Below are 25,727 nucleotides of genomic sequence, written 5' to 3' on the forward strand. Positions count from 1 at the left end.
GGAGGCCGGCGGGCACCACGCATGACGATCCGGCCGCCTCGGCGCACGTGGGGACATCTCCCGCGCCCGCCGGGGCGGCCGGTCCGCACCATCCCCGGCCCGGCCAGGCGGCCGGCGCGGCAGCGGCTACGCTGCACCATCGCTCGCACTCCAGGAGGTTGCGCTGAGACTCGAACTGCGCGGCATCACCAAACGGTTCGGTGATCTGGTCGCCAACGACCACATCGACCTGACGGTGGAGCCTGGAGAGATCCACGCCCTGCTCGGCGAGAACGGCGCCGGCAAGTCGACCCTGATGAACGTGCTCTACGGGCTCTACCAGCCCGACGAGGGCGAGATCCTGGTCGACGGCCGGCCGCTGAAGCTGAAGGGCCCGTCGGACGCCATCGCCGCCGGCATCGGCATGGTGCACCAGCACTTCATGCTGGTGCCGGTCTTCACCGTGGCGGAGAACGTCATGCTCGGCGCCGAGCAGGTCAAGGGCGGCTTCACCGGCTTCCTGGACCGGCGGCGGGCACGGCGCGAGGTCGCCGAGGTCTCCGAGCGGTACAACCTGCGGGTCGACCCGGACGCGGTGATCGAGGACCTGCCGGTCGGCATCCAGCAGCGGGTGGAGATCGTCAAGGCCCTCACCCGCGAGGTCGACCTGCTGATCCTCGACGAGCCGACCGCGGTGCTCACCCCGCAGGAGACCGAGGAACTGCTCGCGGTCATGCGGTCGCTCAAGGCCGCCGGCAAGTCGATCGTCTTCATCACCCACAAGCTGGGCGAGGTCAAGGCGATCGCGGACCGGATCACGGTGATCCGCCGCGGGAAGACCGTGGGCACGGCCTCGCCGAGCGCCAGCCGGGACGAGCTGGCCGCGCTGATGGTGGGCCGCAGCGTCCGGCTGACCGTCGACAAGAAGCCGGCCACCCCGGGCAAGCCGATCCTCGAGGTCGCCGGCCTGGTGGTGGACGACGACCGGCAGGTACGCGCGGTCGACGGCGTGGACCTGACCGTGCACGCCGGTGAGGTGCTCGGCATCGCGGGCGTGCAGGGCAACGGCCAGACCGAGCTGATCGAGGCCGTCATGGGCCTGCGGCCGGTGCTCGCCGGCACGGTGACCCTGGACGGCGAGGCCGTGCACGGCTGGCCGACCAAGAAGGTGCTCCGCGCCGGTGTCGGGTACGTGCCGGAGGACCGCAGCGTCGACGGCCTGGTCAAGGAGTTCTCCGTCGCGGAGAACCTGGTGCTGGACATCTACGACCGGCCGCCCTTCGGCAAGGGCCTGTCGCTCAAGCCGGACGCCATCGCGCAGTCGGCCAAGGAGCGGATCGAGCAGTTCGACGTCCGTACCTCCTCGGCGGACGCGCCGGTGGGCACGCTCTCCGGCGGCAACCAGCAGAAGGTGATCGTGGCCCGGGAGCTGTCCCGGCCGCTGAAGCTCTTCATCGCCGCGCAGCCGACCCGGGGCGTGGACGTCGGCTCGATCGAGTTCATCCACAGCCGGGTGATCCGCGAGCGGGACATCGGCACCGCCGTCATGGTGGTCTCCAGCGAGCTGGACGAGGTGATCGGGCTGGCCGACCGGATCGCGGTGATGTACCGCGGCCGGATCATCGGCGTCGTCAGCCCGGACACCCCGCGCGAGGAGATCGGCCTGCTGATGGCGGGCATCACCCCGGACACCGCCGCCACGACCGGCGGCACGCCCGGTACGCCCGGCGCCCCGGCCCCCGAGGGCCCTGGTAATGAGGACGAGGCATGAGCGAGCGCCAGCGAGCGAATCATCAGTACAGCGCGGTGGTGCCTCATGCCGGCGCCGAGCGCAGCGAGGTGGCGGCATGAGCAACCCGAACCCGGTGTCGGGCTCCCCGGACAAGGAGCCGGCGACCGAGGCGCAGGAGGCGCGGAGCGAGGCACGGGCGAACCCGACCGCGCCCGCGGGCGACTCCGAGCGTGCGGTGGCCGCCACCGCCACCAAGGAGCCCCCGGCCGAGCCCCGCCCCTCGCTGGGCCGGCTGTTCCTGGACAACCTCTGGGCGGCGAACACGGTCACCGTGACGGTGCTCGCGGTGCTGCTGGCGATGCTGGTCGGCGCGGTGCTGATCATCGTCTCCGACCCGGCGGTGCTGGCCACCTACGGCTACATCACCGCCCGGCCCTCGGACGCGATCAACTCCAGCTGGACCGTGGTCAGCGAGGCGTACGCGAACCTGTTCAAGGGCGCGATCTTCGACCCGGAGGCGTCCGGCTTCACCGCCGCGCTGAGCCCGATCTCGGAGACGCTCACCTACACCGCGCCCCTGGTCTTCACCGGCCTGTCGGTGGCGCTCGCCTTCCGGGGCGGCCTGTTCAACATCGGCGCCCAGGGACAGGCGACCATCGGCGTCATCCTGGCTGCGGCGGCCGGCTTCGCGCTGCCGCTGCCGCCGGGGGTGCACCTGCTCGTGGCGCTGATCGCCGGCGCGGCCGGCGGCGCGATCTGGGGCTTCATCCCGGGCATCCTCAAGGCGCGGACCGGGGCCCACGAGGTGATCAACACGATCATGCTCAACTACGTCGCGGTCTACTTCCTGTCCTGGATCATCATCCAGAACGGGGTGCAGAACCCGCGGCGGGCCGACGCGATCAGCAAGCCGGTCGAGACCTCCGCCCAGCTGCCCCGGCTGCTCGGCGACAACCTGCGGGTGCACGCGGGCATCCTGCTCGCGGTGCTGGCCACCTGGTTCGTGGCCTGGCTGCTGAACCGCTCGACGCTCGGCTTCGAGCTGCGCGCGGTCGGCGCCAACCCGGACGCCGCCCGCACCGCCGGGATCAGCGTCACCAAGACGTTCGTGCTGGTCATGGTGATCGCCGGCGTGCTGGCCGGGCTCGGCGGCTCGAACATGGTGCTCGGTTCTACCGCGGACGCGCTCACCCCGCAGGTGGTCGCCCAGATCGGCTTCGACGGCATCCTGGTCGCGCTGCTGGGCCGGGTGAAGCCGTGGGGTGTGCTGATGGCCGCGCTGCTCTTCGGCGCGCTCCAGGCCGGCGGCAACCGGATGCAGTCGTACTCCGGGATCTCGCTGGAGCTGGTCACGGTGCTCCAGGCGCTCATCGTCATCTTCATCGCCGCGCCGGCCCTGGTGAAGGCGATCTTCCAGCTCCGGGCGGCCCGCGCGGCCCGGCTGCAGACGAGCCTCGCGAAGGGCTGGTGAGGCATGTCCACCATGGCTGTCCCCGAGGTCGCCGTCACCGCGGTCGACGAGGGTTTCTGGACGCGTACCCGCAAGACCGGCGCGGTGGTGCTGGCGCTGGGTCTGCTCGCGGCGGTGCTCTTCGGCGCGCTCGCCACCGATCAGCAGGCCCGGTTCACGCTCAGCGAGACCGAGGGCGGCGCGGCGCTGGAGATCAACGGCACGGTCGGGGCGATCCTGTTCGGGCTGATCGCCGCCGCGGCCGGCGCCGCGCTGCTGGCCGGGGTGCCGAAGCGCTGGTTCACCCTGCTGCTCGGCGTCGGGCTGGTCGGTTTCGTGCTCAGCTTCCTCTGCTGGCAGGTCTCCGCGGCGCCCGCGGGGAGCAACTTCATGCCGCTGGTCAACGTCGTTCGTAACACCTTCGTCCTGGCGCTGCCGCTGATCTTCGGCGCGCTGGCCGGCGTGCTCTGCGAGCGGTCCGGCGTGGTCAACGTGGCGATCGAGGGCCAGCTGCTGATGGGCGCATTCTCCGGCGCGCTCTTCGGCAGCATCTCCGGCAGCGTCTGGGTCGGTCTGGTGGCCGCCGCGATCGGCGGCGCGTTCATCTCCCTGCTGCTCGCCGTGTTCGCCATCCGCTACCTGGTCGACCAGGTGGTCATGGGCATCGTGCTCAACCTGCTCGCGGTCGGCATCACCGGCTTCCTCTACGAGCGGCTGATGCAGACCGACGCGACCAAGTACAACAGCGCCCCCCGGTTCGGCACCTGGGAGATCCCGCTGCTCAAGGACATCCCGCTGATCGGTCCGGCGCTGTTCCGGAGCAACATCTTCCTCTACCTCGGGCTGCTGCTGGTGCTGGTCATCCACTTCGCGCTGTTCCGTACCCGGTGGGGGCTGCGGACCCGGTCAGTGGGCGAGCACCCCACCGCCGCCGATACCCTGGGCGTGAAGGTGCTGCGGCTGCGCTACCGCAACGTGATCATGGCGGGGCTGGTGGCCGGCGTGGGTGGCGCCTCGTACACCCTGGCGCTCTTCTCGTTCACCAAGAACATGATCGGCGGTAAGGGCTTCATCGCCCTGGCCGCGCTGATCTTCGGCCGGTGGAGCCCGACCGGCGCGCTGCTCGCGGCGCTCTTCTTCGGCTTCGCCGACCAGCTCGCCACCTACCTCGGCGCGATCGGCAGCAGCATCCCCAGCCAGTTCCTGGCGATGCTGCCGTACCTGGCGACGATCCTGGCCGTGGCCGGCCTGGTCGGCAGGGTCCGGGCGCCGGCGGCGGACGGCAAGCCGTACATCAAGGGCTGACGGAGGTAGCACGTGGAGATCGACTGGGAGCGGCTGCGGGCCGCCGCCACCGAGGTCATGCGGCACGCGTACGTGCCGTACTCGAAGTTCCCGGTCGGGGCGGCGGCCCTGGTCGACGACGGCCGGGTGGTGGTCGGCTGCAACGTGGAGAACGCCGCCTACGGCGTGGTTCTCTGCGCCGAGTGCGGCGTGGTCTCCTCGCTGCACGCCACCGGCGGCGGCCGGATCGTCGCCCTCTCCTGCGTCGACGCCACCGGCGAGCCGCTGATGCCGTGCGGCCGGTGCCGGCAGCTGCTCTGGGAGAACGGCGGCCCGGAGTGCCTGATCGAGGCGAAGGGCGGCCCGCTGCGGATGACCGAGCTGCTGCCGCACGCGTTCGGCGTCGAGGACCTGGAGGCGGTGACCGGCGAGACGCCGGTGCCGGTGGTGCCGGAGCGGCTGGCCGCCTGGCGGGGGCGGGGCACGGTCTTCGTGCACCCGGACCTCTCCGCCGGGCAGCAGGTCTGGACGGCGTACTGGGAGCGGTCGGCCGGGGACACCGAGGGCGCCGAGACCGGCGTGCTGGAGGAGGGCCCCACCTGGGACGAGCCCGCGGAGGCGATCACCTGGGGGCTGGCGCGGACGCCGCGCGTGGTGGTGGTGGACGCGTCGGGCACGATCTTCTGGGCTGGGGAGGGTGAGCCTCCCCTGGAGATCCCGGTTCGCTGGGGTTGAGCTGGGGGGATCGGGCCGACCTGCCCGGCTCCGGGTTGGCTGAGCTTATGGGATTGGGCCGACCATGCCCGGCTCCGGGCGGTCAGGCTTGATCCCTCCGCCGGTCACGGTCGGCCCAATCCCGGCTGGTCGCGGTGCGCCGAATGCGTTCGCAACGACTGATTGGAACTTCTGGTGAGTGCTTTTACGGCGGTTGATGTCATCCGGAGCAAGCGGGACGGGGGTGTGCTGAGCGACGGGCAGATCGACTGGGTCGTCGACGCGTACACCAAGGGGCTGGTCGCCGACGAGCAGATGTCGGCGCTGGCCATGGCGATCCTGCTGCGCGGCATGACCGGGCCGGAGATCGCGCGGTGGACCGCCGCGATGATCGCCAGCGGCGAGCGGCTAGACCTCTCCACCGTGGCCCGGCCGACCGTGGACAAGCACTCCACCGGCGGCGTCGGCGACAAGATCACCCTGCCGCTGACCCCGCTCGTCGCCGCCTGCGGGGCGGCGGTGCCACAGCTGAGCGGCCGGGGTCTCGGCCACACCGGCGGCACGCTCGACAAGCTGGAGTCGATCCCCGGCTGGCGGGCCGCGCTGAGCAACGACGAATTCATCGCCCAGCTCCGCGACGTCGGCGCGGTGATCTGCGCGGCCGGCGACGGGCTGGCCCCGGCCGACCGCAAGCTGTACGCGCTGCGCGACGTCACCGGCACCGTGGAGGCGATCCCGCTGATCGCCAGCTCGATCATGAGCAAGAAGATCGCCGAGGGGACCGGCGCGCTGGTGCTCGACGTGAAGGTCGGCTCGGGCGCGTTCATGAAGAACGTGGACGACGCCCGCGAACTGGCCCGGACCATGGTGCAGCTGGGCAAGGCGCACGGCGTGCGAACCGTAGCCCTGCTCACCGACATGTCCACCCCGCTCGGTTTGGCCGTGGGCAACGCGGTCGAGGTGACCGAGTCGGTCGAGGTGCTCGCTGGCGGCGGCCCGGCCGACGTGGTCGAGCTGACCCTGGCGCTGGCCCGGGAGATGCTCGACGCGGCCGGCCTGCCGGACGCCGACCCGGCGGCGGCGCTGCGCGACGGCCGGGCGATGGACGCCTGGCGGACGATGATCCGGGCACAGGGCGGCGACCCGGACGCCCCGATGCCGACGGCCAACGAGGTCGAGGTGGTCCGCGCCGCCGAGGACGGCTACGTCGCCGAGGTGGACGCGTACGCGATCGGCGTGGCCGCCTGGCGGCTCGGGGCCGGCCGGGCCCGCAAGGAGGACCCGGTGAGCATCCCGGCGGGGGTGGTGCTGCACAGGCGCCCCGGCGACCGGGTACGCGTCGGCGAGCCCCTCTACGAGCTGCGCGCCGAGCACGCGGAGCGGATTCCGGCCGCGCTCGCCGAGGCGCAGCGGGCGGTCCGCATCGCGCCGGACGCGCCGGCCGTGGCGCCGCTGGTGATCGACCGGATCGGCTGAGAGTCCGGCTCGGCTCCGGCCGTGGTGCTGAGCCCGCCGAGCCGCTATCCTCCCTGGCCAAGGGGGGATAGCGACCGGCGATGAGCCGATGCGAGCAGACAGGGACCTGAGCCGTGCGCGTACCCGCCCCTGACCCGCGGGCCGTCCGTGAGGCGAGCCTCGATGAGCTGTCCCGGCTGGGTCTGCCGCTGCCGCCGCCGCAGTTCCCGCTGGTGTGGGAACCAGGCGACGAGATCGAGCTGCGCCCCACCGCCGAGATCGAGGCCCGGATCGCGATCCTGCACGTGATCCTGGCCCGGTGCTTCGGGATGCCCGCGCAGGCCGCCATGACCTGGTTGCTGGAGTCGCACCTGGTTGACCTGGTGACCCCGCCGGAGTGGCAGTTCGTGATGGGTGGCAAGGGCGACCACCGCTCGTTCGTGCTGCACCACGACGCGCTCTTCTCGCTGGCCTGGGTGCTCGGACTGGCCAAGGAGCTGGATCCCACGGTGCCGGTGGACGAGCGGCTGGTGGAGCGGATGCCCAACATCGTCGCGGGGGAGACCTTCCCGCAGTGGCGGGCCCGGATCCTGGCCGCCCCGCAGCACCCGGCCGACGCGGCCGCCCTGCTCGACCTGCACTACTGCCTGGACTGGGCGTACCTGGAGACGGAGCAGGCCGGGCGGGCGCTGCCCGGGCTGGTCGACGCGAACGCCATCGGGCAGCGCCGGTGGGCGCTGGAGTGGGCGGTGGTGCTGCGCGGGCCGTACCACGACGAGCCGCCGGGCTGGGAAGAGGTCGACCTCTCCACGTAGGAGACGGTCAGCGCGGCCGGTACCCGCCGAGGCGGACCGCGAGGGTCACCGGCACCGGCTCGGGCAGCGCGGCGATGCGCTCGGCGAGCCGGGACGGGTCGGTGTGCCAGGCGCTGGGGCCCATCCCGACCAGGGTGGCCACCTCGGGCCGGGTGAGCGCGAGTCGGGCCCGGTGCACGGTCGCCGACTCCTCGACGAAGTGGCTGCCGAGGCTGCCCGCCACCCGGTCGGCCTTGACCGGGTCGACCCGGAGCAGGTCCAGCGCGGCCACCAGTTCGGCCAGGTGGTCCTCGGCGGGGGTGACCACCAGCAGCGCGCCGGCCGGGTCCAGCACCCGGTGGAACTCCGGGCCGTTGCGCGGCGCGAAGACGTTGAGCAGCACGGCGGCCGAGGCGTCGGCCAGCGGGAGCCGCTGCCAGGTGTCGGCGAGCGCCGCGGCGGCGCGCGGATGGGCGCGGGCCGCCCGGCGCAGCGCCGGCTTGGCGACGTCCAGGGCCAGGCCGACGGCGTCGGGCAGCGCCGCCAGCACCGCCGCGAGGTACCAGCCGGTCCCCGCGCCGGCGTCCACCACGAGTGGGCTCGGCGCCTCCGCCGCGCTGGTGCCGTCCGCGCGACGGTCGTCCTGCGTCGTCGCCGCGTCCGTGGTGCCGCGTACCCGGTCGACCACCTCGGCGGCGGCTGGGGCGAGCGCGGCGGCGACGGTGTCGTAGTGGCCGGCGGCGAGGAAGTCGGCCCGGGCGGCGACCATTTCGGCGCTGTCCCCGGCGTGCGGCGTGCGGCCGGCGAGCAGGTTGACGTACCCCTGGCGGGCGAGGTCGAAGCTGTGCCGGCGCGGGCAGCGCAGCGCCCGGGTGGTGCCGGCGGTGGTCTCCGCGAGCGGTTCGGCGCAGACCGGGCAGCGCAACCGGTCGAGAATGCGATGGTCCACGTCAGGCCTCCGGGACGGCCGGACGCCCGGCGAGGCGGTCGACCACCCGCTGGGTGAGCGCGCCGAGCGCGATGACCTCCTCCGGGGTGAGCAGGTCGATCAGGTGCCGGCGGACGGCGGCGACGTGGCCCGGCGCGGCGGCCGCGATGGCGGCCCGGCCGGCCGGGGTCAGCGCGACGATCGATCCGCGACCGTCCGAGGGGCACTCCTCGCGGGTGACCAGGCCGCGCTGCTGCATCCGGGACAGGTGGTGGGAGAGCCGGCTGCGGGACCAGAGCATGCGGTCGGCGAGCTCGCTGAGCCGTAGCCGTTGCTCGGGCGCCTCGGAGAGGTCGGAGAGGACGTCGTAGTCCGGCTCGGAGAGGCCCGCGTCCTGCATCAGCTCGCGGGCCAGCGTCAGGTCGAGCAGCCGGCGCATCCGGCGGTAGCCGCGCCAGGCGCGGTCCTCCCGCTCGTCCAGCCAGCGTGGTTCGTCCATGCGGCGATCCTACCCGACTGGTTGACATGTCATCGAAGTCGCCCTACGGTCGATGACATGTCAACGGAACTCTGGGAGCTGTTCGGCGAGCGGGGGCGCGGGGTGCTGGTGACCCTGCGCCGGGACGGCCGGCCCCAGCTGTCGAACGTGGACTACCTGGCCGAGCCGGGGCTGATCCGCTGCTCCACCACCGGCGACCGGGCGAAGGTACGCAACCTGCGGCGCGATCCGAGGGCCAGCTTCCACGTCACCACCCCGGACGGTGGGGCGTACGCGGTCGCGGAGGGAACCGTGACCGTCACCCCGCCGGCCGCGGCGACCGACGACGCCACGGTCGACGAGCTGGTGGAGGTCTACCGGCGGATCCGGGGCGAGCACCCGGACTGGGCGGACTACCGGGCCGCGATGGTCGCGGACGGCCGCCTGGTGCTCCGCCTCGCCGTCGAGCGAATGTACGGCTGGCGGCCCTGAGCCGGCCCCGTCCCGCGCCGCGCGGTCGGTGACTAGGGTCTGTGCATGGTCGCAATCCGGTACGAGGACATCATCAAGGTCCCGAAGGCGCTGCTGCACGATCACCTGGACGGCGGTCTGCGGCCGGCGACGGTCGTCGAGCTGGCTGCCGAGGTCGGCCACGAGCTGCCCACCACCGACCCGGAGGCGCTGGGCCGCTGGTTCGTCGAGTCGGCCAACTCGGGCTCGCTGGAGCGATACCTGGAGACCTTCGCGCACACCGTGGGGGTCATGCAGACCGCGCCCGCACTGCGCCGGGTGGCCCGCGAGTGCGCGCTGGACCTGGCCTCCGACGGGGTGGTCTACGCGGAGGTCCGGTTCGCCCCCGAGCAGCACCTGGGGCGGAACCTGACCCTGGACGAGGTGGTCGAGGCCGTGGTGGCCGGCTTCGTCGAGGGCAGCGCGCTGGCCGCCGAGGCGGGCACCCCGATCCGGATCGGCACGCTGCTCACCGCGATGCGGCACGCCGCCCGTTCCCAGGAGATCGCCGAGCTGGCCGTCCGGCACCGGGACACCGGGGTGGTCGGCTTCGACATCGCCGGTGCGGAGGCGGGCTTCCCGCCCACCCGGCACCTGGACGCCTTCGAGTACCTCCAGCGGGAGAACTTCCACTTCACCATCCACGCCGGCGAGGCGTTCGGGCTGCCGTCGATCTGGCAGGCGATCCAGTGGTGCGGCGCCGACCGGCTCGGGCACGGCGTCCGGATCGTCGACGACATCACCCCCGGGTCGCCGCCGGTGCTGGGCCGGCTGGCTGCGTACGTCCGGGACAAGCGGATCCCGCTGGAGCTCTGCCCGTCGTCGAACGTGCAGACCGGGGCGGCGCCGTCGATCGCCGAGCACCCGATCGGGCTGCTGCGCGACCTGCGCTTCCGGGTGACCGTCAACACCGACAACCGGTTGATGAGCGGCACCTCGATGTCCCGGGAGATGGCGCTGCTGGTCGAGGCCTTCGGCTACGGCTGGAAGGAACTCCAGTGGTTCACCATCAACGCGATGAAGAGCGCCTTCATCCCGTTCGACGAGCGGCTGGCGATCATCGACGAGGTGATCAAGCCGGCGTACGCCAAGCTGATCGGCTGATCACGGATGTTGGTGCGGGTGGCCGGCGAGCAGCGCGGCCACCCGGCGCAGCACCTCGCCGGCCCGGGCCGCCTCGGCGCCCAGCCCGGTCTGCCGGCGCAGCACCGCAGGCTCCGCGCGGAGCAGCGCCACCCCGCGCTGGATCAGCACCCGGGGCGCCTTGCGCTGCTCGGACAGGTCGCGGGCGAGCCGGCGGACGAAGGTCGCCCCCCGCGGCCGGCGCAGCGCGTACGCTCCGGCGAGCAGGCCGCGGCGCCGGCACTGATCGACGATCTCGGCGGCGAAGATCCCTTCGGCCACGAAAAGTGGCGATCCGGCGAGATCAAAGGGCCGGGTGGCCACCCGACGGTCTGCGCCGATCGCATAAACCGGCACTTCGGCCTTGCCGTCCCGGGCGAGTCGGGCAATCGTGTCCACCGCTGTATCCGCGTCCCAGGACAGGGGCGACTCCCAGTCGGCCTGTCCGTTCCGGTGCGGCAACGTAGGGTCATCGCCGTCCTTGTAGAAGTCGTCAAGACAGAGCACAGGAAGTCCGGTTCGCTCGGCTATGTACGACTTTCCGGAGCCGGAGGGTCCAGCGAGGAGGATGACGCGATGAGGGTGTTCCATTACTTTCAGTGACTCCGGCCAGACAGATTGCTGCCAAATTGCATCAACATCTCATCACACCAACGGCGACGGACAACCTGGGCTTTCCGTTTGCCGGGCGGCGTGATGGAATCTCGGAGGTCCGACCCGCCGGGTCGGTCGCTCGGCGTTGCCCAACGGCGACGTCCGGACGCGGTAATGCGAGGGCGGTGACGTGAGCAAACGGCCAACGACGGCGGGCTCCTTCCTGTCGCGGCTGCGCCGGCCGGCCAGCCGGCTCCGCGACATGCCGATCTGGTCCAAGCTCGGTCTGATCATGATCGTGCCGACCATCGCCACGGTCGTGGTCGGCACCAGTGGTCTGGTCGACCACCTGGGGGCGCTCAACAATGCCAACCGGGCGGGCAACCTGGCCAATCTGATCGGCTACTCGGGTGATCTGGTCGACACCCTGCAGGACGAGCGGGTCAACGCGGTGCTGTGGCTCGGCTCGAGCCAGGTCCAGACCAGGGCCCAGTACGAGGAGGCCTACAACCGGGCCAACCAGCGGGTCGACCAGGTGAAGACGCCCTACCGGCAGGAGCGGAACGCGATCGACGGCCTGCCGGCGAACTTCGATCGCCTGCTCGGCAAGATCGACAAGAGCCTCTCCGACCTGCCGGGGACCCGGAGCCAGGTGCTCAACGGCAAGATGAGCATCAGCGACGCGCAGCAGGCGTACGAGGGGCTGATCAATGACCTCATCTCGATCCGGGACTCGGCCACCCAGCTCGCCGGTGACAACGACCTGAGCGACCGGATGCGGGCCGGTGCCGCCGTCGCCCGGGAGAAGGAGTGGCTGTCTCAGCGCCGCCTGGTTGTCCACCAGGCCCTGCTGGGCAGGGCCCTCACCCCGGCGCTACGCGACAAATTCATCGCCACCGGGACCGGCGGGATTCAGGCGCAGGAGAACTTCAAGTCGATCGCCAACCAGGCCGACTCCGCGTTCTACGAGCAGACCGTCTCCGGCCCCGACCTGCGCGAGTCGCTCAACTACCAGCGTCAGATCAGCAGCGCCGCGAAACTGTCCGATGTCCAGGTCAACACGGACCAGTGGGACAAGGCCATGGTGGCCAACGCCAAGCTGCTCCGTAACGTGGAGAAGCGGCTCGACGGCAACGTGGTCCGGCAGGCCGACAGCCTCCGCTCGGCCACCCAGACCCAGGTGTTCCTGGAGACCGGCCTGCTGCTCAGCATGCTGCTGCTGGCCATCCTCTTCGCGTACCTGGTCGCCCGCTCGATGGCCCGCTCGCTGCGCGAGCTGCGGCAGGGTGCCCTCTCGGTGGCCCAGTACGGCCTGCCGCAGGCGGTGGCCCGGCTGCGGGACCCGCAAGTCACCGGGCAGCTCACCCCGGTGCAGCTGGCCAACCAGATCGCCGAGCCGCTGCCGGTCCGCAGCAAGGACGAGTTCGGCCAGGTGACCGAGGCGTTCAACGCCGTCCACCTGGAGGCCGTCCGGACCGCCGCCGAGCAGGCCGCCCTCCGGGCGTCCGTCGCGACGATGTTCGTCAACCTGGCCCGCCGGTCGCAGATCCTGGTCGACCGGTTGATCGGCCACCTCGACCGGCTGGAGCGCGGCGAGGAGGACCCGGACCGGCTGGCCGAGCTGTTCCAGCTCGACCACCTCGCCACCCGGATGCGCCGCAACGACGAGAACCTGCTGGTTCTCGCCGGTGCCGACTCCACCCGCGTGCAGCGCGAGCCGGCCGCCCTCATCGACGTGCTCCGCGCCGCCCAGTCCGAGGTCGAGCACTACACCCGGATCGAGTTCGGCGTGATCGACCGGGACATCGAGGTCGCCGCGCACGCGGTCAACGACCTGGTGCACCTGGTCGCCGAGCTCTTCGACAACGCCACCGCGTTCTCCCCGCCGGACTCCCACGTCATGGTGGAGGCCCGCCGGGTGGGCGACCGCGCAACGCTGTACGTGGAGGACCGGGGCATCGGCATCAGCGCCGAGCAGCTGCGCGAGCTGAACGAGCGGCTCGCCACTCCGCCGCAGGTGGACGTCGCGGTCTCCCGGATGATGGGCCTGGTCGTGGTCGCGCGGCTCGCCGCCCGGCACGGCGTCAAGGTCGAGCTGCGGCCCGGCGGCGACCGAGGCATGGTGGCCGACGTCGCGCTGCCGACCTCGGTCCTGGTGCCGCGCGCCCTCTCCGGCCGGGGCCACCCGGCGCCCGCCCTCCCGGCCGGCGCGGCCGGCCCACAGCAGGGCGGCGGCCTGGCCGCCGCATTCGGCGCCGTGGCCGCGCTCAACAACGGCCCGCAGACCCCGCCGGCCCCGCGCCCGGGCTCGTCCGGCAACCAGGTGACATTTGGTGGGCGGGCCTTCGACGCGGCGCCGCGCAACGGCGCCGGCACCCCGGCCAGCCCGGGTGGCGCGCGCTCGATGCCGGCCTGGTCCGACCTGACCGGGGCCAGCGGCGCCTCCGGTGGTGACAGCTACACCCCCCGCACGTCGAACGGCCAGCCGGTCGACCCGCTGCCGCAGCGGCGCAGCCCGGCCGACGGCGACCCGGCCAGCACCGGCCAGCAGCCGCCCATCCCCCGGCAGCTGCCGAGCAGCCCGGAGGCGTGGCCGTACAACCCGCCGCCGGTCTCCGGCCCGCCGTTCCCGCCGGTCTCCGCGCCGCCCCTGCCGCCGGTATCCGGCGTACCCGTTTCGGCGTCGCCGGTCTCGGGCCACCCCGTCTCGGCCGCGCCGGTCTCGGCGCAGCCGGTGTCGGCCTCGCCCGCCCCCGGCCAGCCGGTCTCCGTGCCGCCGGTGAGTCACCTGCCGCGTCCGGCCCCGCCGACCCCCGCGCCCAGCTTCGGCGCCCCGCCGGCCTGGCCGCCGGTTCCCGCGCCGGACCCGGCCGCCGCACCGCCGGTGCCGGAGCGCCTGGCCGCCGGCCTGGACATGACCACCGAGTTGCCCCGGGTCGCCCGGCCGGAGACGCCGCCGGCGCTCAGCCGGCCCGCGCCGGCCCCCGCGCCGCGGCCGACCACGCCGCAGCCGACGGCCAACCGCCAGCGGTACGCGGACGAGACGATGGAGCTGCCGATCTTCCGGGAGCTGGAGTCGGCCTGGTTCCGTACCCGCAAGCCGGGGTCGGAGGAGACCGCCGCAGCGCAGGGGCCGGCGGCGAACGGTGCGGCCACCCAGCAGTTCGCCAAGGTCGACGCCGCCGGTCAGGCCGTCCAGCAGACAACACCCGGGACGACAGGTAACACACCGATGGCACACACTCCGACGGCTGGCGGAGCACCGCGCGACAACGGATCGGCGAACGAAGGCGTCCGTCCCGGTTACGCCGAAGCACTGCCGAGCCGGCGGCCGCAACAGCCGTCTCCCGGCTGGCAGACCGCGGCCGACGACGGCTGGCGGGCCGCCTCGGCGGCCACCGAGGTCCCGGTCGCCGAGACCACCCAGAAGGGCCTCCCCAAGCGGGTGCCGATGGCGCAGCTCGTCCCAGGCGGTATCGAGAAGCCGTCCGCCTCGGTGCAGGCCCGGACGCCGGAAGGCGTACGGGGTCTGCTGTCGGCCTACCACCGGGGCGTGCAGCGGGGGCGTAACCACCCGACCGACAGCAACTCGGCCGGCTCGGAGGGCACTCCGGGCGGTCAGCAGTCCTCGCAGTCTGGCTCAGGCCCGTGGCCGGGAGCGGACAGAAGGAGCAACAACGATGACTAGTACGCAGGATCTCGGATGGCTGCTCGCCAACTTCGCCGACCGGGTGCCCGGTGTGGCGCACGCGGTCGCGGTCTCCGCCGACGGCCTGCTTCTCGCTTCGTCCCGTGACCTTCCGCGGGACCGCGCTGACCAGCTCGCGGCGATCGCGTCCGGCCTGGTCAGCCTGACCCAGGGCGCGGCGCGCTGCTTCGAGGGCGGGGCGGTGCTGCAGACCGTCGTCGAGATGGACAACGGCTTCCTGTTCCTGATGTCCATCTCGGACGGCTCGTCGTTCGCGGTACTCGCCGCACGCAGCTGCGACGTGGGACAGGTCGGCTACGAGATGGCCCTGCTCGTCGACCGGGTGGGCGACGCCCTGACCCCGCAGCCGCGTACGGCTGTCGGGATGATGGGCTGAACGACGCGCTGACCGGTGGGTCAGAAGCGGGAACGACTACGACAACGACGGGTTCCACCGGGGCGAGCCGGTGCCGGGTGCGAAGGAGGTGAGCGGCGACATGGCCGATCGTGACGAGCCGACCGGAGCGCTGGTCCGTCCATACGCCGTGACCCGCGGTCGTACCCGTCCCCGGCTCGAGATCGCCCTGGAGGCGCTCATCGAGACGACGGTGCGCGGCCGGGCCGTTGCCAATGGCAATGGCGGCCAGGGTCGTGAGCACCAGTACATCGCCGCGCTGTGTGACGGACGCGTGCAGTCGCTCGCCGAGATCGCGGCGCGGATGCAGCTTCCGCTCGGCGTGGCCCGGGTGCTCATCGCCGACATGGCGACGGACGGCCTGGTCGCGGTCCACGAGCCGACCATCCTGGACGACTCCGACGACGCGGTGGGCACTGAACTGCTGGAGAGGGTGCTGAGTGGACTTCGCAGGCTCTGACATGTCGCACCGGCCGCCGGCCCCGAGTGGGCGCGTGACGTCGGCGAAGATCGTTATTGCCGGTGGGTTCGGCGTCGGCAAGACGACGCTGGTCGGTTCGGTCTCGGAGATCACGCCGCTGACCACCGAGGCGATCATGACCTCCGCCGGCGTGGGCGTCGACGACACCCGGCAGGTGCCGGGCAAGACGACGACCACGGTGGCGATGGACTTCGGTCGTATCTCGATCGATCGCGACCTGATCCTGTACCTGTTCGGTACGCCGGGTCAGACGCGGTTCTGGTTCATGTGGGACGAGCTGGTGCGGGGTGCCATCGGTGCCGTGGTGCTGGTGGACACCCGCCGGCTGGCCGACTGCTTCGCCGCGATCGACTTCTTCGAGCACCGGCGGCTGCCGTACCTGGTGGCCATCAACTGCTTCGACGGCATGCAGTACCACGACCCGCAGGACGTCCGGGACGCGCTGGCCATCTCCAGCGAGGTGCCGGTGGTGGCCTGCGACGCCCGCAACCGGGAGTCGACCAAGCATGTGCTGATCTCGCTGGTCGAGTACGTGCTGACCATGCGGCGTTCCCGGGCGGTCGCCCCCGCCTGACCGGCGTGACGAGAAGCGCCCGGTGGCCATCGGCCACCGGGCGCTTCTCGCTGTCCATACCGTCGTGCCGCACAAGTGCGAAGGCGAACGCCCCCGCTGATGCCCTCGGCCACACCTGCATCGGCAGTACGCCCGCAGCCGTAGACGTACGTGCACCGGGCCCAGCGCAGCGCGATTCACCCTCGGGCAGGAACACGCAGGTGGGAAGCCGTACGGCGCGGGTCAGGACCGGTAGCCGGCGGAACGGTACTCGTACTCCCGCTCGTCGTCGCGGTCGCCGGTGTCCCGGCTGAAGTCCCAGCCACCGGCGGCCTCCCGGCCGGGGCGGCCGCCGACGGCGAAGCCGCCGATCTCCTGGCCGCGCCGCCAACCCCGGAAGTAACCCGTGGTGTTCTCGGCGAGGCTGGCCGCGTTCCGGACGATCCGCAGTGGACGCTCCTCGCGCAGCGGCGAACCCGGCACCAGGTTGGCCTGCGGGACCCGCTTCGGCAGGCCGGCCTTGGTCTCCGTACCCACCGACGGGCGGGCCGCCTGCTGGGCGGCCTGCCAGCCGGTGTCCGCGGTGCTCGACCAGTCCAGGTCGGCTTCGTCACCGTGCCCGCCGACGAACCAGGCGGACTTCGCCTCGGCGAAGATCAGCAGGTCACCGTCGCCCTCGTCGGACACCGGCGGCGGCCGATGCTCCTTCGGCTCGGGTCGCCGCTCCGGCGGGGTGGGCAGCTCGGCGCGGGGCGCCGGGCGGCCCGGCCTGGTCGCCTCCTGCCGCTCGACGAGCCGCAGGGACGGCGCGTCCAGGCCCGGGTCGGTCGGCGCGTCCAGTTCGTCGCGTAGCGCCCGGTCGGCCAGCGGCGGCGGCTCCACCAGGCGGAGCATCGGCGGCTCCTGCGGCAGGTCGTCCGCGAGCCACGGCGGGGTGACCCGACTGGTGCCCGGGTCGCTCGGCGCGTCCACGCCCCCGCCATAGGGGTAGGCGGGCGGTGCCTGGACGGCGCGGTCGTCCTGGTCGTCGCTGTTGTTGACCAGCGGCCAGTTGGCCCGGGAGCCCGGGGGAGCGGACTCCTGGTTGGGGCGCGGGGTCGGCACTGGGACGTTCAGATCGGTGGCGCTGAAGCCGCCGGTCGGCGGCTCCTGGTTGGTCTTGGGCCGGGGCGGGATGACGGTCCGCTGCCGCTCGGCCCGGGCGCTGTTGATTGCCGCCGTGGTCAGCGTCGGGCGGAACGGCTCGCCGGCCTCGGCCGGCGGCACCTTGCCCCGCTGGGCAGGGGCGATCGGGGTGATCCCGGGCGGCGGCGGGGGCGGTGCGGAGATCGGCCGGTTGGCCGGGGCGTCCGCCCGCTGCGGCAGCGGCGCGCCGGTCGGCTCGGTACGCGACGGCGGCGCGGACGTCGGCCGGCCGCTGGCGGCGGCCGGGGTGACCGGGGCGGGGGCGACGGGCGGCGGCGCGACCGGTGCCGGGGCGACCGGCGGCGGGCCGAGCGGACGGGGCGACGCGGGCGCGGCCGGCCCGGAGACCGGCTCGGGGCGGGTGCGCCGGCCGACCGGCTCGGGCTCCGCCGGCCGGACCGTACGCAGGCCGGTGAGGGTGTTGCCGAGGGCGGGCCGATCGTCGACCGGCTCGCCTCGCCCGGTGACGGCCCGGCGGCCCGGTGCCGGGGCGGGCGTGGTCACCCGGGCGCTGAGCGCGTCGACCAGGGCCTCGCAGCCGGCGTCGCAGGCCCGGACGGCGGAGACCGCCTGTCGGACCGTCTCCGCGACGGCGGCGGTGAGCGCCCGGTTGACGGCGGCCCGTCGAGGCGTCTCGGCGATGGCGACCCGTAGCGCGGTGACCGCGTCGTTGATGGTGTCGGCGTCCGCGACGCCCTCGTTGGCGAGGTGCGCGGCGACCGCGTCCGCGGCGACCCCGACCTCGCGGCCCCGGGCCACCGTGCCGCTGAGCATGCCGGGCTCCGGCAGCGCGTCGAGGATGGCCAGGGAGACCGGCTCGGCCGGGTCCGGGTAGGCGCGGAGGGCGGCTGGATAGAGCTCGCGGAGCACCTCGCGCAGCGCCACGGCGGCGGAGTGCCGCCCGCTGGCCAGCGCGGCGTGCGCGGCGAGGACCTGCTTGTAGCCGGCGAGATCCCGGGGGGCCGGCAGGGTGATCGCGGAGAGGGCGCCCGCCTGCAGCGCCCTGGCCAGCCCGACCGCCCGGCGCTCGGCCGGCGGGGACTGCATCTCCTCCAGCGAGTCGTCGTCGGCGAAGCGCTCGGCGAAGTCGTCGACCGAGTCGTCGTCCGCGATCGCCAGTGGCCGACCGGCCGCACTGAGCAGCGAGGTGACGGTGTGGTCGTCACTGTCGGCGGCGATGGCCGCACCGCTCGGCCCGCCCGACCGCTCCACGAGCAGCGCGACCAGCTGGGCGTAGCCAGCGGGGTCGTCGCCGATCTCGTAGACATGCAGCAGACGGCCTGCGTCGTCGACCACAGCGGACGTCAGCGTCGAACCGGCCGAAGCAGGCCGGTCGGCCGGATCCGCCGAGGCCAGACCGCAGTACACGCGCACGAGCGCCACGGCGTCGTCCTCCTCCCGGGACACAGGTCATGCTCTGCCAGAGACTGATGCTCCCCGGTCCGGGTCAGTCGCGCCAGTCCACAACGGCAGAGATCTTGCCGACAATGGTGCGCCAACCCAAACTTGCGGTTTGTGCCCCGATTTTCTTCAGCCGGCGCCGACCCAGGAAACCACCGAGTCCACCGTTGACGCTCGCCCGCAGCGCCTCGTCCAGATCGTCGAGGCTCGAGCCTGCGGAGAGCATGTCCAGCACGGCTGGTAGCTGCAGCGCGTACGCCAGGTCACGGGCGATCTCGCCGGCCTCGATCAGGAGCGTGGGGTCCCACGCGTCGTGGCCGCCGCGGAGGTTCTCCACCACGAGGTCGAGCTCGTAGGTGTCCTCGTCCAGCGGGGCGATGTCGCCCGGTTCCACCCGTTCGGACAATTCATTCCAGCTGTCCAGTTGAGACAGGTCGTTGGGCGCGCCGGAACGGATGAAACTGACCAGCGACTCCGGGGACTTGAACAGCAGCAGCTTGCCGCGGTGGCTGAGGAAGGCGGGCACCTCCTCGTCGCCCGCGTCCTCGTCCGCTTCGTCCTCGTCCTCGTCCTCGTCGGCGTCCTCAGCGTCCTCGTCCGCCGCCTCGGCCGTGCCGCGCCGGCGGCCCTTGGGGCGCTCCTCGTCCTCTTCCTCCTCGGCGGTGAGGGCGGCGAACTCCTCGTCGAGGATCACCACCTCCTCGTCGTCCTCGGTCTCGACGACCTGGCGCCGGGCCAGGAAGGGGTCGTCCTGGTCGCGCTCGGCGACGTCGGTCGGGGTCAGCTCCCGCGCTGGCCGGTACGCCCGCAGGGTGAAGCCGGTGCCGGCGGGCAGGGCGATCTCCACCGGGTCGACCCGCAGCTCGTCCCAGAGCGCGCGGTCCGCCGCCGGACGGTCGACCTCGACCTCGTCTTCGGCGGCCGACGGGGTGGTGTCGTCGAGCTCGGGCTCGTCGGCGTCGGGCCGGTGGGGCGACTGGCGGGCCACGCTGACCTCCGTGTGCTGTCGGGTTGCCCACCCGGCGACGCCTCCGGCCGCCGAGTGACTCTGCGCACATACCCTAAACGGCGACCCGGTACGGCCGGGAGCCGCACCCCGGTGGCATCCCGACCGGCAGACAAGTAGTCTTGCTACACATGAAGGCCCAGGCGCTGCACGGACACCTCGACGCGCTGCTGCTTGCCGTGCTGGAGCAGGGCGCCCTGCACGGCTACGCGATCATCGAGGCGCTCCGGGCCCGCAGCGGCGGCGCCCTGGACCTCCCCACCGGCACCATCTACCCGGCCCTGCGCCGCTTGGAGCGGGCCGGCTACGTGGCCAGCTCGTGGAGCACCGTCAACGGCCGGGAGCGGCGCACCTACCAGCTCACCGAGGCCGGCGGGCGGGCGCTCGCCGGCGAACGGGCCGGCTGGCGCGAGTTCAGCGCCACGGTCGGTCGTTTCCTCGGCCCCGCCGAGCCGCCGGGCGCACCGGCCTGACTGCCCCGACCGACCGCCGGGCTGGCGTCAGCGGGTGGCCAGCAGCCAGCAGCGCGCCGCCCGGGCGAGCGCGAACCAGCCGACGCTCACCAGCACCGCGCCGATGATCATCGGGGGCCAGGTCAGGGCCGCGGTCCAGAGGCCGACCGACCAGCCGAACAGGGCGCTGACGGCGACCGCGCCGAGTGCCAGCCCGCCGGTCAGCCCGAAGCCCGCCGCCCGCGCCAGCCGGGGGAGCCGGGACGACCGGTATCGGGCGGCGAGGACCCCGAGCAGCAGACCGGCCAGCGCCAGGCCGGCGATCAGCAGCCAGATCGCGGTCAGCGAGGCGGACAGGAGCAGGTAGCCCTCCGGTGGCCGGGGTCCGCCGCTCCAGCTCGACCCCCGCCAGGTCAGGTCGCCACCGGCCATCAGCAGGACCGCGACCGCCAGCGCCCGCAGCGCCAGCCGGCGTAGCGCCCCGGCCGCCAGCTCGGCCTGGTAGTCGGGCACGAGCTGGGCGGGGCTGCCGAACTCGGCCACCGCCCGCCGCTCGGCCTCCGCCGGTGCCAGGCCGTCCTCCCGGTACGCCTCGACGGCGTCCAGCAACGCGTGCCGCGCCTCGGTCAGCAGGTCGGCCTTGAGGCTGGCCGGCCCGTGCAGCTGGCCGGCCAGCTCCCGCAGCCGTTCCTCCACGAGCACGTCCGCGTACCCCCGCATGGGACCCACCCTGCCACCCCGCGGCGCGGACCGCGTCCGGGAATTTCCCGGAAGGTGTGCTCAGGGTGCCAGTGCCAGGTAGCCCCGCTCCGCCGCCTCCTGGAGCAGCCACTGGTCGCGGTACCAGCCCGGCTGCGCCACCAGCTCGGCGTGCCGGCCGCGCTGCACCACCCGGCCGGCGTCGAGCACGACGATCTCGTCGAGCTCCGCCAGACCGCTCAGCCGGTGGCTGATCAGCAGCACCGAGTGGTGGGCCGGGGTGGCGGCCAGCGCCGAGGCGAGCACGGCGTCCGCGGCGGCCGGGTCGAGACCCTCGGTCGGCTCGTCCAGCACCAGCACCGCCGGGGCGGCCAGCAGGGCACGGGCCAGCGCGAGCCGTTGCCGCTGGCCGCCGGAGAGCTGTCCGCCCTGCTCGCCGACGACGGTGTCCCAGCCGTCGGGCTGGGCGCGTACCCAGTCCAGCAGGCCGGCCGCGCGGGTGGCGGCGGCCAGCTCCTCCTCGGTCGCCCGCGGCCGGCCCAGCAGCAGGTTCTCCCGTACCGAGGCGTGGAAGACGTACGCCTCGGCGAGCAGCCCGCCGATCGCCCGGGGCAGCTCCTCGGCCGGGTATGCGGACACCTCCACCCCGTCCAGGGTGACCCGGCCGGCGGCGGGGCGTACCGCGCCGGTGAGCACGGCCGCCAGGGTGCTCTTGCCGGCCCCGCTCGGCCCGACCACGGCCACCCGGCGGCCGGCCGGCAGGTCCAACTCGACCCCGTCCAGGGCGGGTGCCGCCCCCGCCCGGTACCGCACGGTCACCCCGGCGAACCGGACGTCGTGCCGGTCGCCGGTGGGGGCCGCCGGACCGGCGGCGGGGGGCGGTGCCGGGGCGATGAGCAGGGCGGCCACCCGGGCCAGTCCGGTGCGGAGCTGGGCCCGCTGCCGGGCGGCCCCGACCAGGGCGAGGGCGATCTCGACCGCGGCGAGGGTGCCGACGGCGAGGACGCCGACCAGCACCCCACCGACGCCGGCGCGCAACGCCACGACGACCACGGCGGCAGCGGTGAGCCCGCTGACCAGCACCCCGGTCGCGTCGACCGCGAAGCCGGCCGCGGCGAGCCGGCGCTCCAGCCGGGCGAGGCGCCGGGCGCGCCCCTCGGCGGCGGCCAGCGCCCGGTCGGTCGCGCCGAACGCGGCCAGGTCGGCGGCCCCGTGCGTCAGGTCGACCGCGTCCACGGCGAGCGCCCCGCGCAGCGGGGCCACCTCGTCGGCGGCCCGGCGGGTGAGCGCGGTGGCCAGCGTGGGCAGCGCCACCCCGGCCACCAGCAGCCCGACGGCGAGCACGCCGGCCGCCGGGAGCGAGATCAGCGCGGCGCCCCCGACGGCGAGCAGGCTCACCAGCGCGGCGGCGGACCCCGGTACGAGCACGCGCAGCAGCAGGTCCTGCACCGCTTCCACGTCGGAGACGAGCCGGCTCAACGCGTCCCCGGTCCGCTGGGTGGCGGCGTCCCGCGCGGCGAGGGCGGCGAAGACCCGGGCTCGGACGTCGGTGATCATGCGCAGCACCGCGTCGTGCCCGGCGAGCCGTTCGGTGTAGCGGAACACGCCCCGGCTGACGGCGAGGGCCCGGACCGCGACGATGGCCACGGTCAACCGGTCCAGCGTCGGCCGCCCGGCGGCGCTCATCAGCAGCCAGGTGGCGGTGGCCATCAGGGCCAACCCGGCGAACTCGGTGGCCGCGGCGAGCAGCCCGGCCCCCACCAGCCGGCCCAGCCAGGGCCGGGCCAGCCGCAGCACGGCCCACTCGGCGCGCGTCGCGCCCCCGACATCCGTCGGGCCGGCACCCGGTCCGGCGACGGTCGGGGCGGGCCCGTTCGGCGTCAGCTCCGGCGGGTTCGCCTCGGCGGCGGTCGGCGCGCCCGGGTCGCGGGCGGCCGGGGTCGCCCCGTCCCGCGAGACGCCCCCGGGCACGGCCCGCACCGGCTGGTCGGGCCGCCCGGGCACGACCTCGCCGCCGGACGAGATCCCCGGCTGCTCGGGCCGCCCGGGAACCGGCCTGTCCGGCCGCGCGGGGCGCTCCCCGGACGCGCCGGCGGGCTGGTCAGGTCCTCGGCTCATCCCGTCACCCTCCCGACCGGCACCGGGCTCAGCTCGGTGACCCGGCCGTCCTCGATCCGCAGGATCCGGTCGGCGTCCACCAGCAGCGCGGGCCGGTGCGCGACCAGCAGCGCGGTACGCCCGGCGACCAACCGCCGGGTGGCGGCCAGCACGACCGCCTCGCTGGCGGTGTCCAGCCGGGCGGTCGGCTCGTCGAGGAGCACCAGCGGGGCGTCCCGGAGGAACGCCCGGGCCAGCGCGACCCGCTGCCGCTGCCCGCTGGACAGGCCGTGGCCGCGTTCCCCGAGCGGGGTGGCCAGGCCCTCGGGCAGCCCCGCGACGACCTCGTCCAGCGCCGCGTCGGTGACCGCCCGGGCCAGGGCGGCGTCGGCGGCGTCCGGGGCGCCGAGGCGGATGTTGTCGGCCAGCGAGCCGGCGAACAGGTGGGCCCGCTGCGGCACCCAGGCCACCTGGCGCCGCCACGCGTCGAGGTCGACGTCGGCGAGGTCCACCCCGCCGACGGTGACCCGGCCGGCGGTCGGGGTGACGAAGCCGAGCAGCAGGCCGAGCAGCGTGCTCTTGCCGGCCCCGCTGGGTCCGATGACGGCGATCCGTTCGCCGGGCCGGATGGTCAGCGTGACGTCGCGCAGCGCGGTGGTCCGCTCGTAGGCGACGGTGACGCCCTCGAAGCGGATCTCGCCGTGGCCGCCGGGCGGCCGCGCCGGTACGCGGGCCGGCACGGCGGGGGCCGGCGGGGCGGAGACGGTGAGCGCCTCGTCCAGCGCGGTCAGCCCCTCCATGCTGGCGTGGAACCGGCTGCCCGCAGCGCGCAGCGGCAAATACGCCTCAGGCGTGAGCAGCAGCACCAGCAGCGCGGTGGAGAGCGTGATCCCGCCACCGAGCAGCCGGATGCCCACCGGCACTGCGACCAGTGCCACCGACAGGGTGGCGACCAGTTCGAGGACCAGCGCCGAGAGGAACGCGATGCGCAGCGTCTTCATGGTGGCCTGCCGGTGCCCGTCGGCCATCCGGCGTACCACGTCGACCTGGGCCCGGGCCCGGCCGAACGCGCGCAGCGTGGGCAGCCCGGCCACCATGTCCAGGAAGTGCCCGCCGAGCAGCGACAGCCGCCGCCACTGCCGCTCGGTGGCGGCCTGCGCCTGCCAGCCGAGCAGCGCGCCGAAGATCGGAATGAGCGGGATGGTCAACGCGATGATCAGCGCCGAACTCCAGTCGGCGAGGACGATCCGGGCCAGCACGGCCAGCGGCACGGTCACGCTCAGCACGAGCTGCGGCAGGTAGCCGGTGAAGTAGGGGTCGAGCGCGTCCAGGCCCCGGCCGGCGAGGGTGGCGAGCTGCCCGGCCCGCTGCCCGGCGACCCAGGTGGGGCCGTGCCGTCCGACCGCGCGGAGCAGGTCGGCCCGGAGGGTGGCCTTCACCGTCGCCGCCACCCGGGCGGCCACCGTGCCCTGCGCCCAGCTCACCAGCGCACGGGCGGCGACCGCCGCGCCGAAGCCGGCCAGCGCCGCCCGGTGCAGCCGCCCGTCGATCGCGGTCGCCAGCAGCGTGGCCAGCGCGGTGGCCTGCGCGACCACCAGCAGCGCGGTCAGCCCACCCAGCACCGCGAGCACGGCGAGGTCGCGCCGGGCCGCGGGGACCCGGCGCAGCAGCCGCGGGTCGAACGGGCGGCGATTCACCAGTACACCGGTGCCCTGCCGTCGGTCCGTCCCCGGAACACCCACCAGCACATCGCCTGAAAGCCTAGTAGGGCCGGCACGAGCGGCAGCGCGAGCCAGCCCAGCAGGGACAGGGTCGGCCCGCTCGCCGCGGCGTCCGCGACGGTCAGCGAGGCGGCCGGGTCGACCGTGGAGACCAGCACCCGGGGCCAGAGGGCTGCCCCGATCAGCGCCACCGGCAGCGCCAGCGCCGCGCTGGTCGCTGTGAAGGCCACCCCGGCCCGGCCGCGGCCGAGCGCCGTGCGGGCCACCAGCAACGCCGCGACCAGCGCCGACAGCAGGAGTACGGCGATCAGCGGACGCGCCACGGCGGCGCGTACCCGGTCGGAGAGCAGGCCCAGCAGGGTGGCCGTGGCGACCGCGGCGAGCGCCGCCGGCACCAGCCTCCGGGCCAGCCGGGCGACCGACGGGGTGTCGGCGGCGGGCAGCCGGAGGGTGAGGAACGTCGCACCCTGCACGGCGACCAGCGCCAGCGTCGCCAGCGCGACGGCGGCCACGAACGGGGTGAAGAGGTGACCCACGCCGGCCACGTGCCCGTCGGCCGCCAGCGGTAGGCCCTGCAGCAGCCCGCCGAGCACGGCGCCCCAGCCGAGGGCGGCGAGCACGCTGCCGGCCACGATCACCCGGTCCCAGCCGGCGCGGGCCGAGTCGGCGTGCGGCCGGCTGCGCAACTGCACGCCGGCGGTCACCAGCACCACCCCGGCCAGCGCGCCGAGCACGGCCGGGTAGAGGCCGGAGAGCAGTTCGCCCTCCAAGGTGGGGAAGGCGCCGAAGAGGATGCCGACGGCGGCCACCAGCCAGACCTCGTTGCCGAGGAAGAACGGCCCGACGGCGGTGAGCGCGGCCCGCCGCGCCGCGAGGGTGCCGCCGCGGGCGAGGAGCAGCCCGACGCCGTAGTCGTAGCCGCCGAGGACGAGGTAGGTGGCGAAGAAGAGGCCGAGCAGGGCGTACCAGGCGAGTTCCATGGCGGGCTC

21 protein-coding genes and 1 pseudogene are annotated in these 25,727 nt (G+C 74.1%); 13 read left to right on the forward strand and 9 right to left on the reverse strand.

Annotated elements, in window-relative coordinates; genetic code table 11:
* Positions 1-223: 223 nt before the first annotated feature.
* The 6 genes from ACFYM6_RS07330 (at position 224) to ACFYM6_RS07355 (ending at position 7,429) form a co-directional block, all read left to right on the forward strand.
* Positions 224-1,750, forward strand: a complete 1,527-nt coding sequence (locus ACFYM6_RS07330; protein WP_387273735.1) for an ABC transporter ATP-binding protein — start codon at positions 224-226, stop codon at positions 1,748-1,750.
* A 76-nt stretch (positions 1,751-1,826) separates the two neighbouring features.
* The gene (locus ACFYM6_RS07335; protein WP_387273156.1) at positions 1,827-3,182 is read left to right on the forward strand and encodes an ABC transporter permease; all 1,356 of its coding nucleotides are present in this window, start codon (positions 1,827-1,829) and stop codon (positions 3,180-3,182) included.
* A gap of 3 nt (positions 3,183-3,185) precedes the next feature.
* Positions 3,186-4,466, forward strand: coding sequence for an ABC transporter permease (locus ACFYM6_RS07340; RefSeq protein ID WP_073839934.1), 1,281 nt, complete (start codon positions 3,186-3,188; stop codon positions 4,464-4,466).
* A 12-nt stretch (positions 4,467-4,478) separates the two neighbouring features.
* Entirely contained in the window at positions 4,479-5,180 is a 702-nt protein-coding gene (locus ACFYM6_RS07345) for a cytidine deaminase (RefSeq protein ID WP_073839933.1), read from the forward strand.
* A gap of 174 nt (positions 5,181-5,354) precedes the next feature.
* Positions 5,355-6,635, forward strand: a complete 1,281-nt coding sequence (locus tag ACFYM6_RS07350; protein WP_387273159.1) for a thymidine phosphorylase — start codon at positions 5,355-5,357, stop codon at positions 6,633-6,635.
* 113 nt (positions 6,636-6,748) lie between these two features.
* A complete protein-coding gene (locus tag ACFYM6_RS07355) occupies positions 6,749-7,429 on the forward strand; it encodes a DUF4272 domain-containing protein (protein WP_387273161.1) in 681 nt (226 codons plus the stop codon).
* Between the two features lie 7 nt (positions 7,430-7,436).
* Here ACFYM6_RS07355 and ACFYM6_RS07360 read toward each other — a convergent pair whose 3' ends face one another.
* Both ACFYM6_RS07360 and ACFYM6_RS07365 read right to left on the reverse strand, forming a co-directional pair.
* A complete protein-coding gene (locus ACFYM6_RS07360) occupies positions 7,437-8,357 on the reverse strand; it encodes a putative RNA methyltransferase (RefSeq protein WP_387273163.1) in 921 nt (306 codons plus the stop codon).
* 1 nt (position 8,358) lies between these two features.
* Positions 8,359-8,835: a MarR family winged helix-turn-helix transcriptional regulator gene (locus ACFYM6_RS07365; protein ID WP_387273164.1), complete on the reverse strand. Its 477-nt coding sequence runs from the start codon at positions 8,833-8,835 to the stop codon at positions 8,359-8,361.
* Positions 8,836-8,892: 57 nt separating this feature from the next.
* Here ACFYM6_RS07365 and ACFYM6_RS07370 point away from each other — a divergent pair, with 57 nt between their 5' ends.
* The gene (locus tag ACFYM6_RS07370; RefSeq protein WP_387273167.1) at positions 8,893-9,306 is read left to right on the forward strand and encodes a PPOX class F420-dependent oxidoreductase; all 414 of its coding nucleotides are present in this window, start codon (positions 8,893-8,895) and stop codon (positions 9,304-9,306) included.
* A gap of 45 nt (positions 9,307-9,351) precedes the next feature.
* Positions 9,352-10,428: an adenosine deaminase gene (locus ACFYM6_RS07375; RefSeq protein WP_387273169.1), complete on the forward strand. Its 1,077-nt coding sequence runs from the start codon at positions 9,352-9,354 to the stop codon at positions 10,426-10,428.
* On the opposite strand, the gene ACFYM6_RS07380 is transcribed toward ACFYM6_RS07375, so the two are convergent.
* On the reverse strand, positions 10,429-10,953 hold the full coding sequence (locus tag ACFYM6_RS07380) for an ATP-binding protein (RefSeq protein ID WP_387273171.1): 525 nt from the start codon (positions 10,951-10,953) through the stop codon (positions 10,429-10,431).
* A 277-nt stretch (positions 10,954-11,230) separates the two neighbouring features.
* Between ACFYM6_RS07380 and ACFYM6_RS07385 the strand changes: the two are divergent.
* The 4 genes and pseudogenes from ACFYM6_RS07385 to ACFYM6_RS07400 all read left to right on the forward strand — a co-directional run bounded on the left by ACFYM6_RS07385 (position 11,231) and on the right by ACFYM6_RS07400 (position 16,198).
* Positions 11,231-14,724, forward strand: a pseudogene (locus ACFYM6_RS07385) (nitrate- and nitrite sensing domain-containing protein).
* On the forward strand, positions 14,721-15,125 hold the full coding sequence (locus tag ACFYM6_RS07390) for a roadblock/LC7 domain-containing protein (protein ID WP_013731521.1): 405 nt from the start codon (positions 14,721-14,723) through the stop codon (positions 15,123-15,125). Before ACFYM6_RS07385 ends, ACFYM6_RS07390 begins: the two are co-directional and overlap by 4 nt.
* Before the next feature lie 100 nt (positions 15,126-15,225).
* Complete coding sequence (locus tag ACFYM6_RS07395) at positions 15,226-15,603, forward strand: DUF742 domain-containing protein (RefSeq protein ID WP_387273737.1); 378 nt, start codon at positions 15,226-15,228, stop codon at positions 15,601-15,603.
* Position 15,604: 1 nt separating this feature from the next.
* Positions 15,605-16,198: an ATP/GTP-binding protein gene (locus ACFYM6_RS07400; protein WP_242796714.1), complete on the forward strand. Its 594-nt coding sequence runs from the start codon at positions 15,605-15,607 to the stop codon at positions 16,196-16,198.
* Between the two features lie 222 nt (positions 16,199-16,420).
* Here ACFYM6_RS07400 and ACFYM6_RS07405 read toward each other — a convergent pair whose 3' ends face one another.
* Positions 16,421-18,769 (reverse strand): transposase, encoded by a 2,349-nt coding sequence (locus ACFYM6_RS07405; protein ID WP_387273173.1) that lies wholly within the window; start codon positions 18,767-18,769, stop codon positions 16,421-16,423.
* Between the two features lie 40 nt (positions 18,770-18,809).
* Positions 18,810-19,751, reverse strand: coding sequence for a DNA primase (locus ACFYM6_RS07410; protein ID WP_387273175.1), 942 nt, complete (start codon positions 19,749-19,751; stop codon positions 18,810-18,812).
* A gap of 149 nt (positions 19,752-19,900) precedes the next feature.
* On the opposite strand from ACFYM6_RS07410, the gene ACFYM6_RS07415 reads away from it, so the two are divergent.
* Positions 19,901-20,242 carry a PadR family transcriptional regulator gene (locus ACFYM6_RS07415; protein WP_387273177.1) on the forward strand — a complete coding sequence of 114 codons (342 nt, stop codon included), beginning with the start codon at positions 19,901-19,903 and terminating at the stop codon, positions 20,240-20,242.
* A 27-nt stretch (positions 20,243-20,269) separates the two neighbouring features.
* Here the strand turns inward: ACFYM6_RS07415 and ACFYM6_RS07420 are convergent, their stop codons facing one another.
* The 4 genes from ACFYM6_RS07420 to ACFYM6_RS07435 are packed head-to-tail and all read right to left on the reverse strand — an operon-like array spanning position 20,270 to position 25,718.
* Positions 20,270-20,941, reverse strand: coding sequence for a permease prefix domain 1-containing protein (locus ACFYM6_RS07420; RefSeq protein ID WP_387273179.1), 672 nt, complete (start codon positions 20,939-20,941; stop codon positions 20,270-20,272).
* Positions 20,942-21,001: 60 nt separating this feature from the next.
* On the reverse strand, positions 21,002-23,038 hold the full coding sequence (cydC, locus tag ACFYM6_RS07425; protein WP_387273181.1) for a thiol reductant ABC exporter subunit CydC: 2,037 nt from the start codon (positions 23,036-23,038) through the stop codon (positions 21,002-21,004).
* Positions 23,035-24,714 carry a thiol reductant ABC exporter subunit CydD gene (cydD, locus tag ACFYM6_RS07430; protein WP_387273183.1) on the reverse strand — a complete coding sequence of 560 codons (1,680 nt, stop codon included), beginning with the start codon at positions 24,712-24,714 and terminating at the stop codon, positions 23,035-23,037. The genes cydC and cydD overlap by 4 nt, the downstream gene beginning before the upstream one ends.
* A complete protein-coding gene (locus ACFYM6_RS07435; RefSeq protein ID WP_387273185.1) occupies positions 24,711-25,718 on the reverse strand; it encodes a cytochrome d ubiquinol oxidase subunit II in 1,008 nt (335 codons plus the stop codon). Before ACFYM6_RS07435 ends, cydD begins: the two co-directional genes overlap by 4 nt.
* Positions 25,719-25,727 lie beyond the last annotated feature (9 nt).

The sequence above is a fragment of the Micromonospora sp. NPDC006431 genome, assembly GCF_042870725.1.
GTDB lineage: Bacteria > Actinomycetota > Actinomycetes > Mycobacteriales > Micromonosporaceae > Micromonospora.

Bases quoted from the DNA above. Each gene is read 5' to 3' on its own strand.
- ACFYM6_RS07435 (WP_387273185.1), bottom strand. From the start codon at position 25,718: ATGGAACTCGCCTGGTACGCCCTGCTCGGCCTCTTCTTCGCCACCTAC.
- ACFYM6_RS07340 (WP_073839934.1), top strand. From the start codon at position 3,186: ATGTCCACCATGGCTGTCCCCGAGGTCGCCGTCACCGCGGTCGACGAG.
- ACFYM6_RS07335 (WP_387273156.1), top strand. From the start codon at position 1,827: ATGAGCAACCCGAACCCGGTGTCGGGCTCCCCGGACAAGGAGCCGGCG.
- ACFYM6_RS07370 (WP_387273167.1), top strand. From the start codon at position 8,893: ATGTCAACGGAACTCTGGGAGCTGTTCGGCGAGCGGGGGCGCGGGGTG.
- ACFYM6_RS07395 (WP_387273737.1), top strand. From the start codon at position 15,226: ATGGCCGATCGTGACGAGCCGACCGGAGCGCTGGTCCGTCCATACGCC.
- ACFYM6_RS07415 (WP_387273177.1), top strand. From the start codon at position 19,901: ATGAAGGCCCAGGCGCTGCACGGACACCTCGACGCGCTGCTGCTTGCC.
- ACFYM6_RS07365 (WP_387273164.1), bottom strand. From the start codon at position 8,835: ATGGACGAACCACGCTGGCTGGACGAGCGGGAGGACCGCGCCTGGCGC.
- ACFYM6_RS07375 (WP_387273169.1), top strand. From the start codon at position 9,352: ATGGTCGCAATCCGGTACGAGGACATCATCAAGGTCCCGAAGGCGCTG.
- cydC (WP_387273181.1), bottom strand. From the start codon at position 23,038: ATGAGCCGAGGACCTGACCAGCCCGCCGGCGCGTCCGGGGAGCGCCCC.
- ACFYM6_RS07420 (WP_387273179.1), bottom strand. From the start codon at position 20,941: ATGCGGGGGTACGCGGACGTGCTCGTGGAGGAACGGCTGCGGGAGCTG.
- ACFYM6_RS07400 (WP_242796714.1), top strand. From the start codon at position 15,605: ATGTCGCACCGGCCGCCGGCCCCGAGTGGGCGCGTGACGTCGGCGAAG.
- ACFYM6_RS07390 (WP_013731521.1), top strand. From the start codon at position 14,721: ATGACTAGTACGCAGGATCTCGGATGGCTGCTCGCCAACTTCGCCGAC.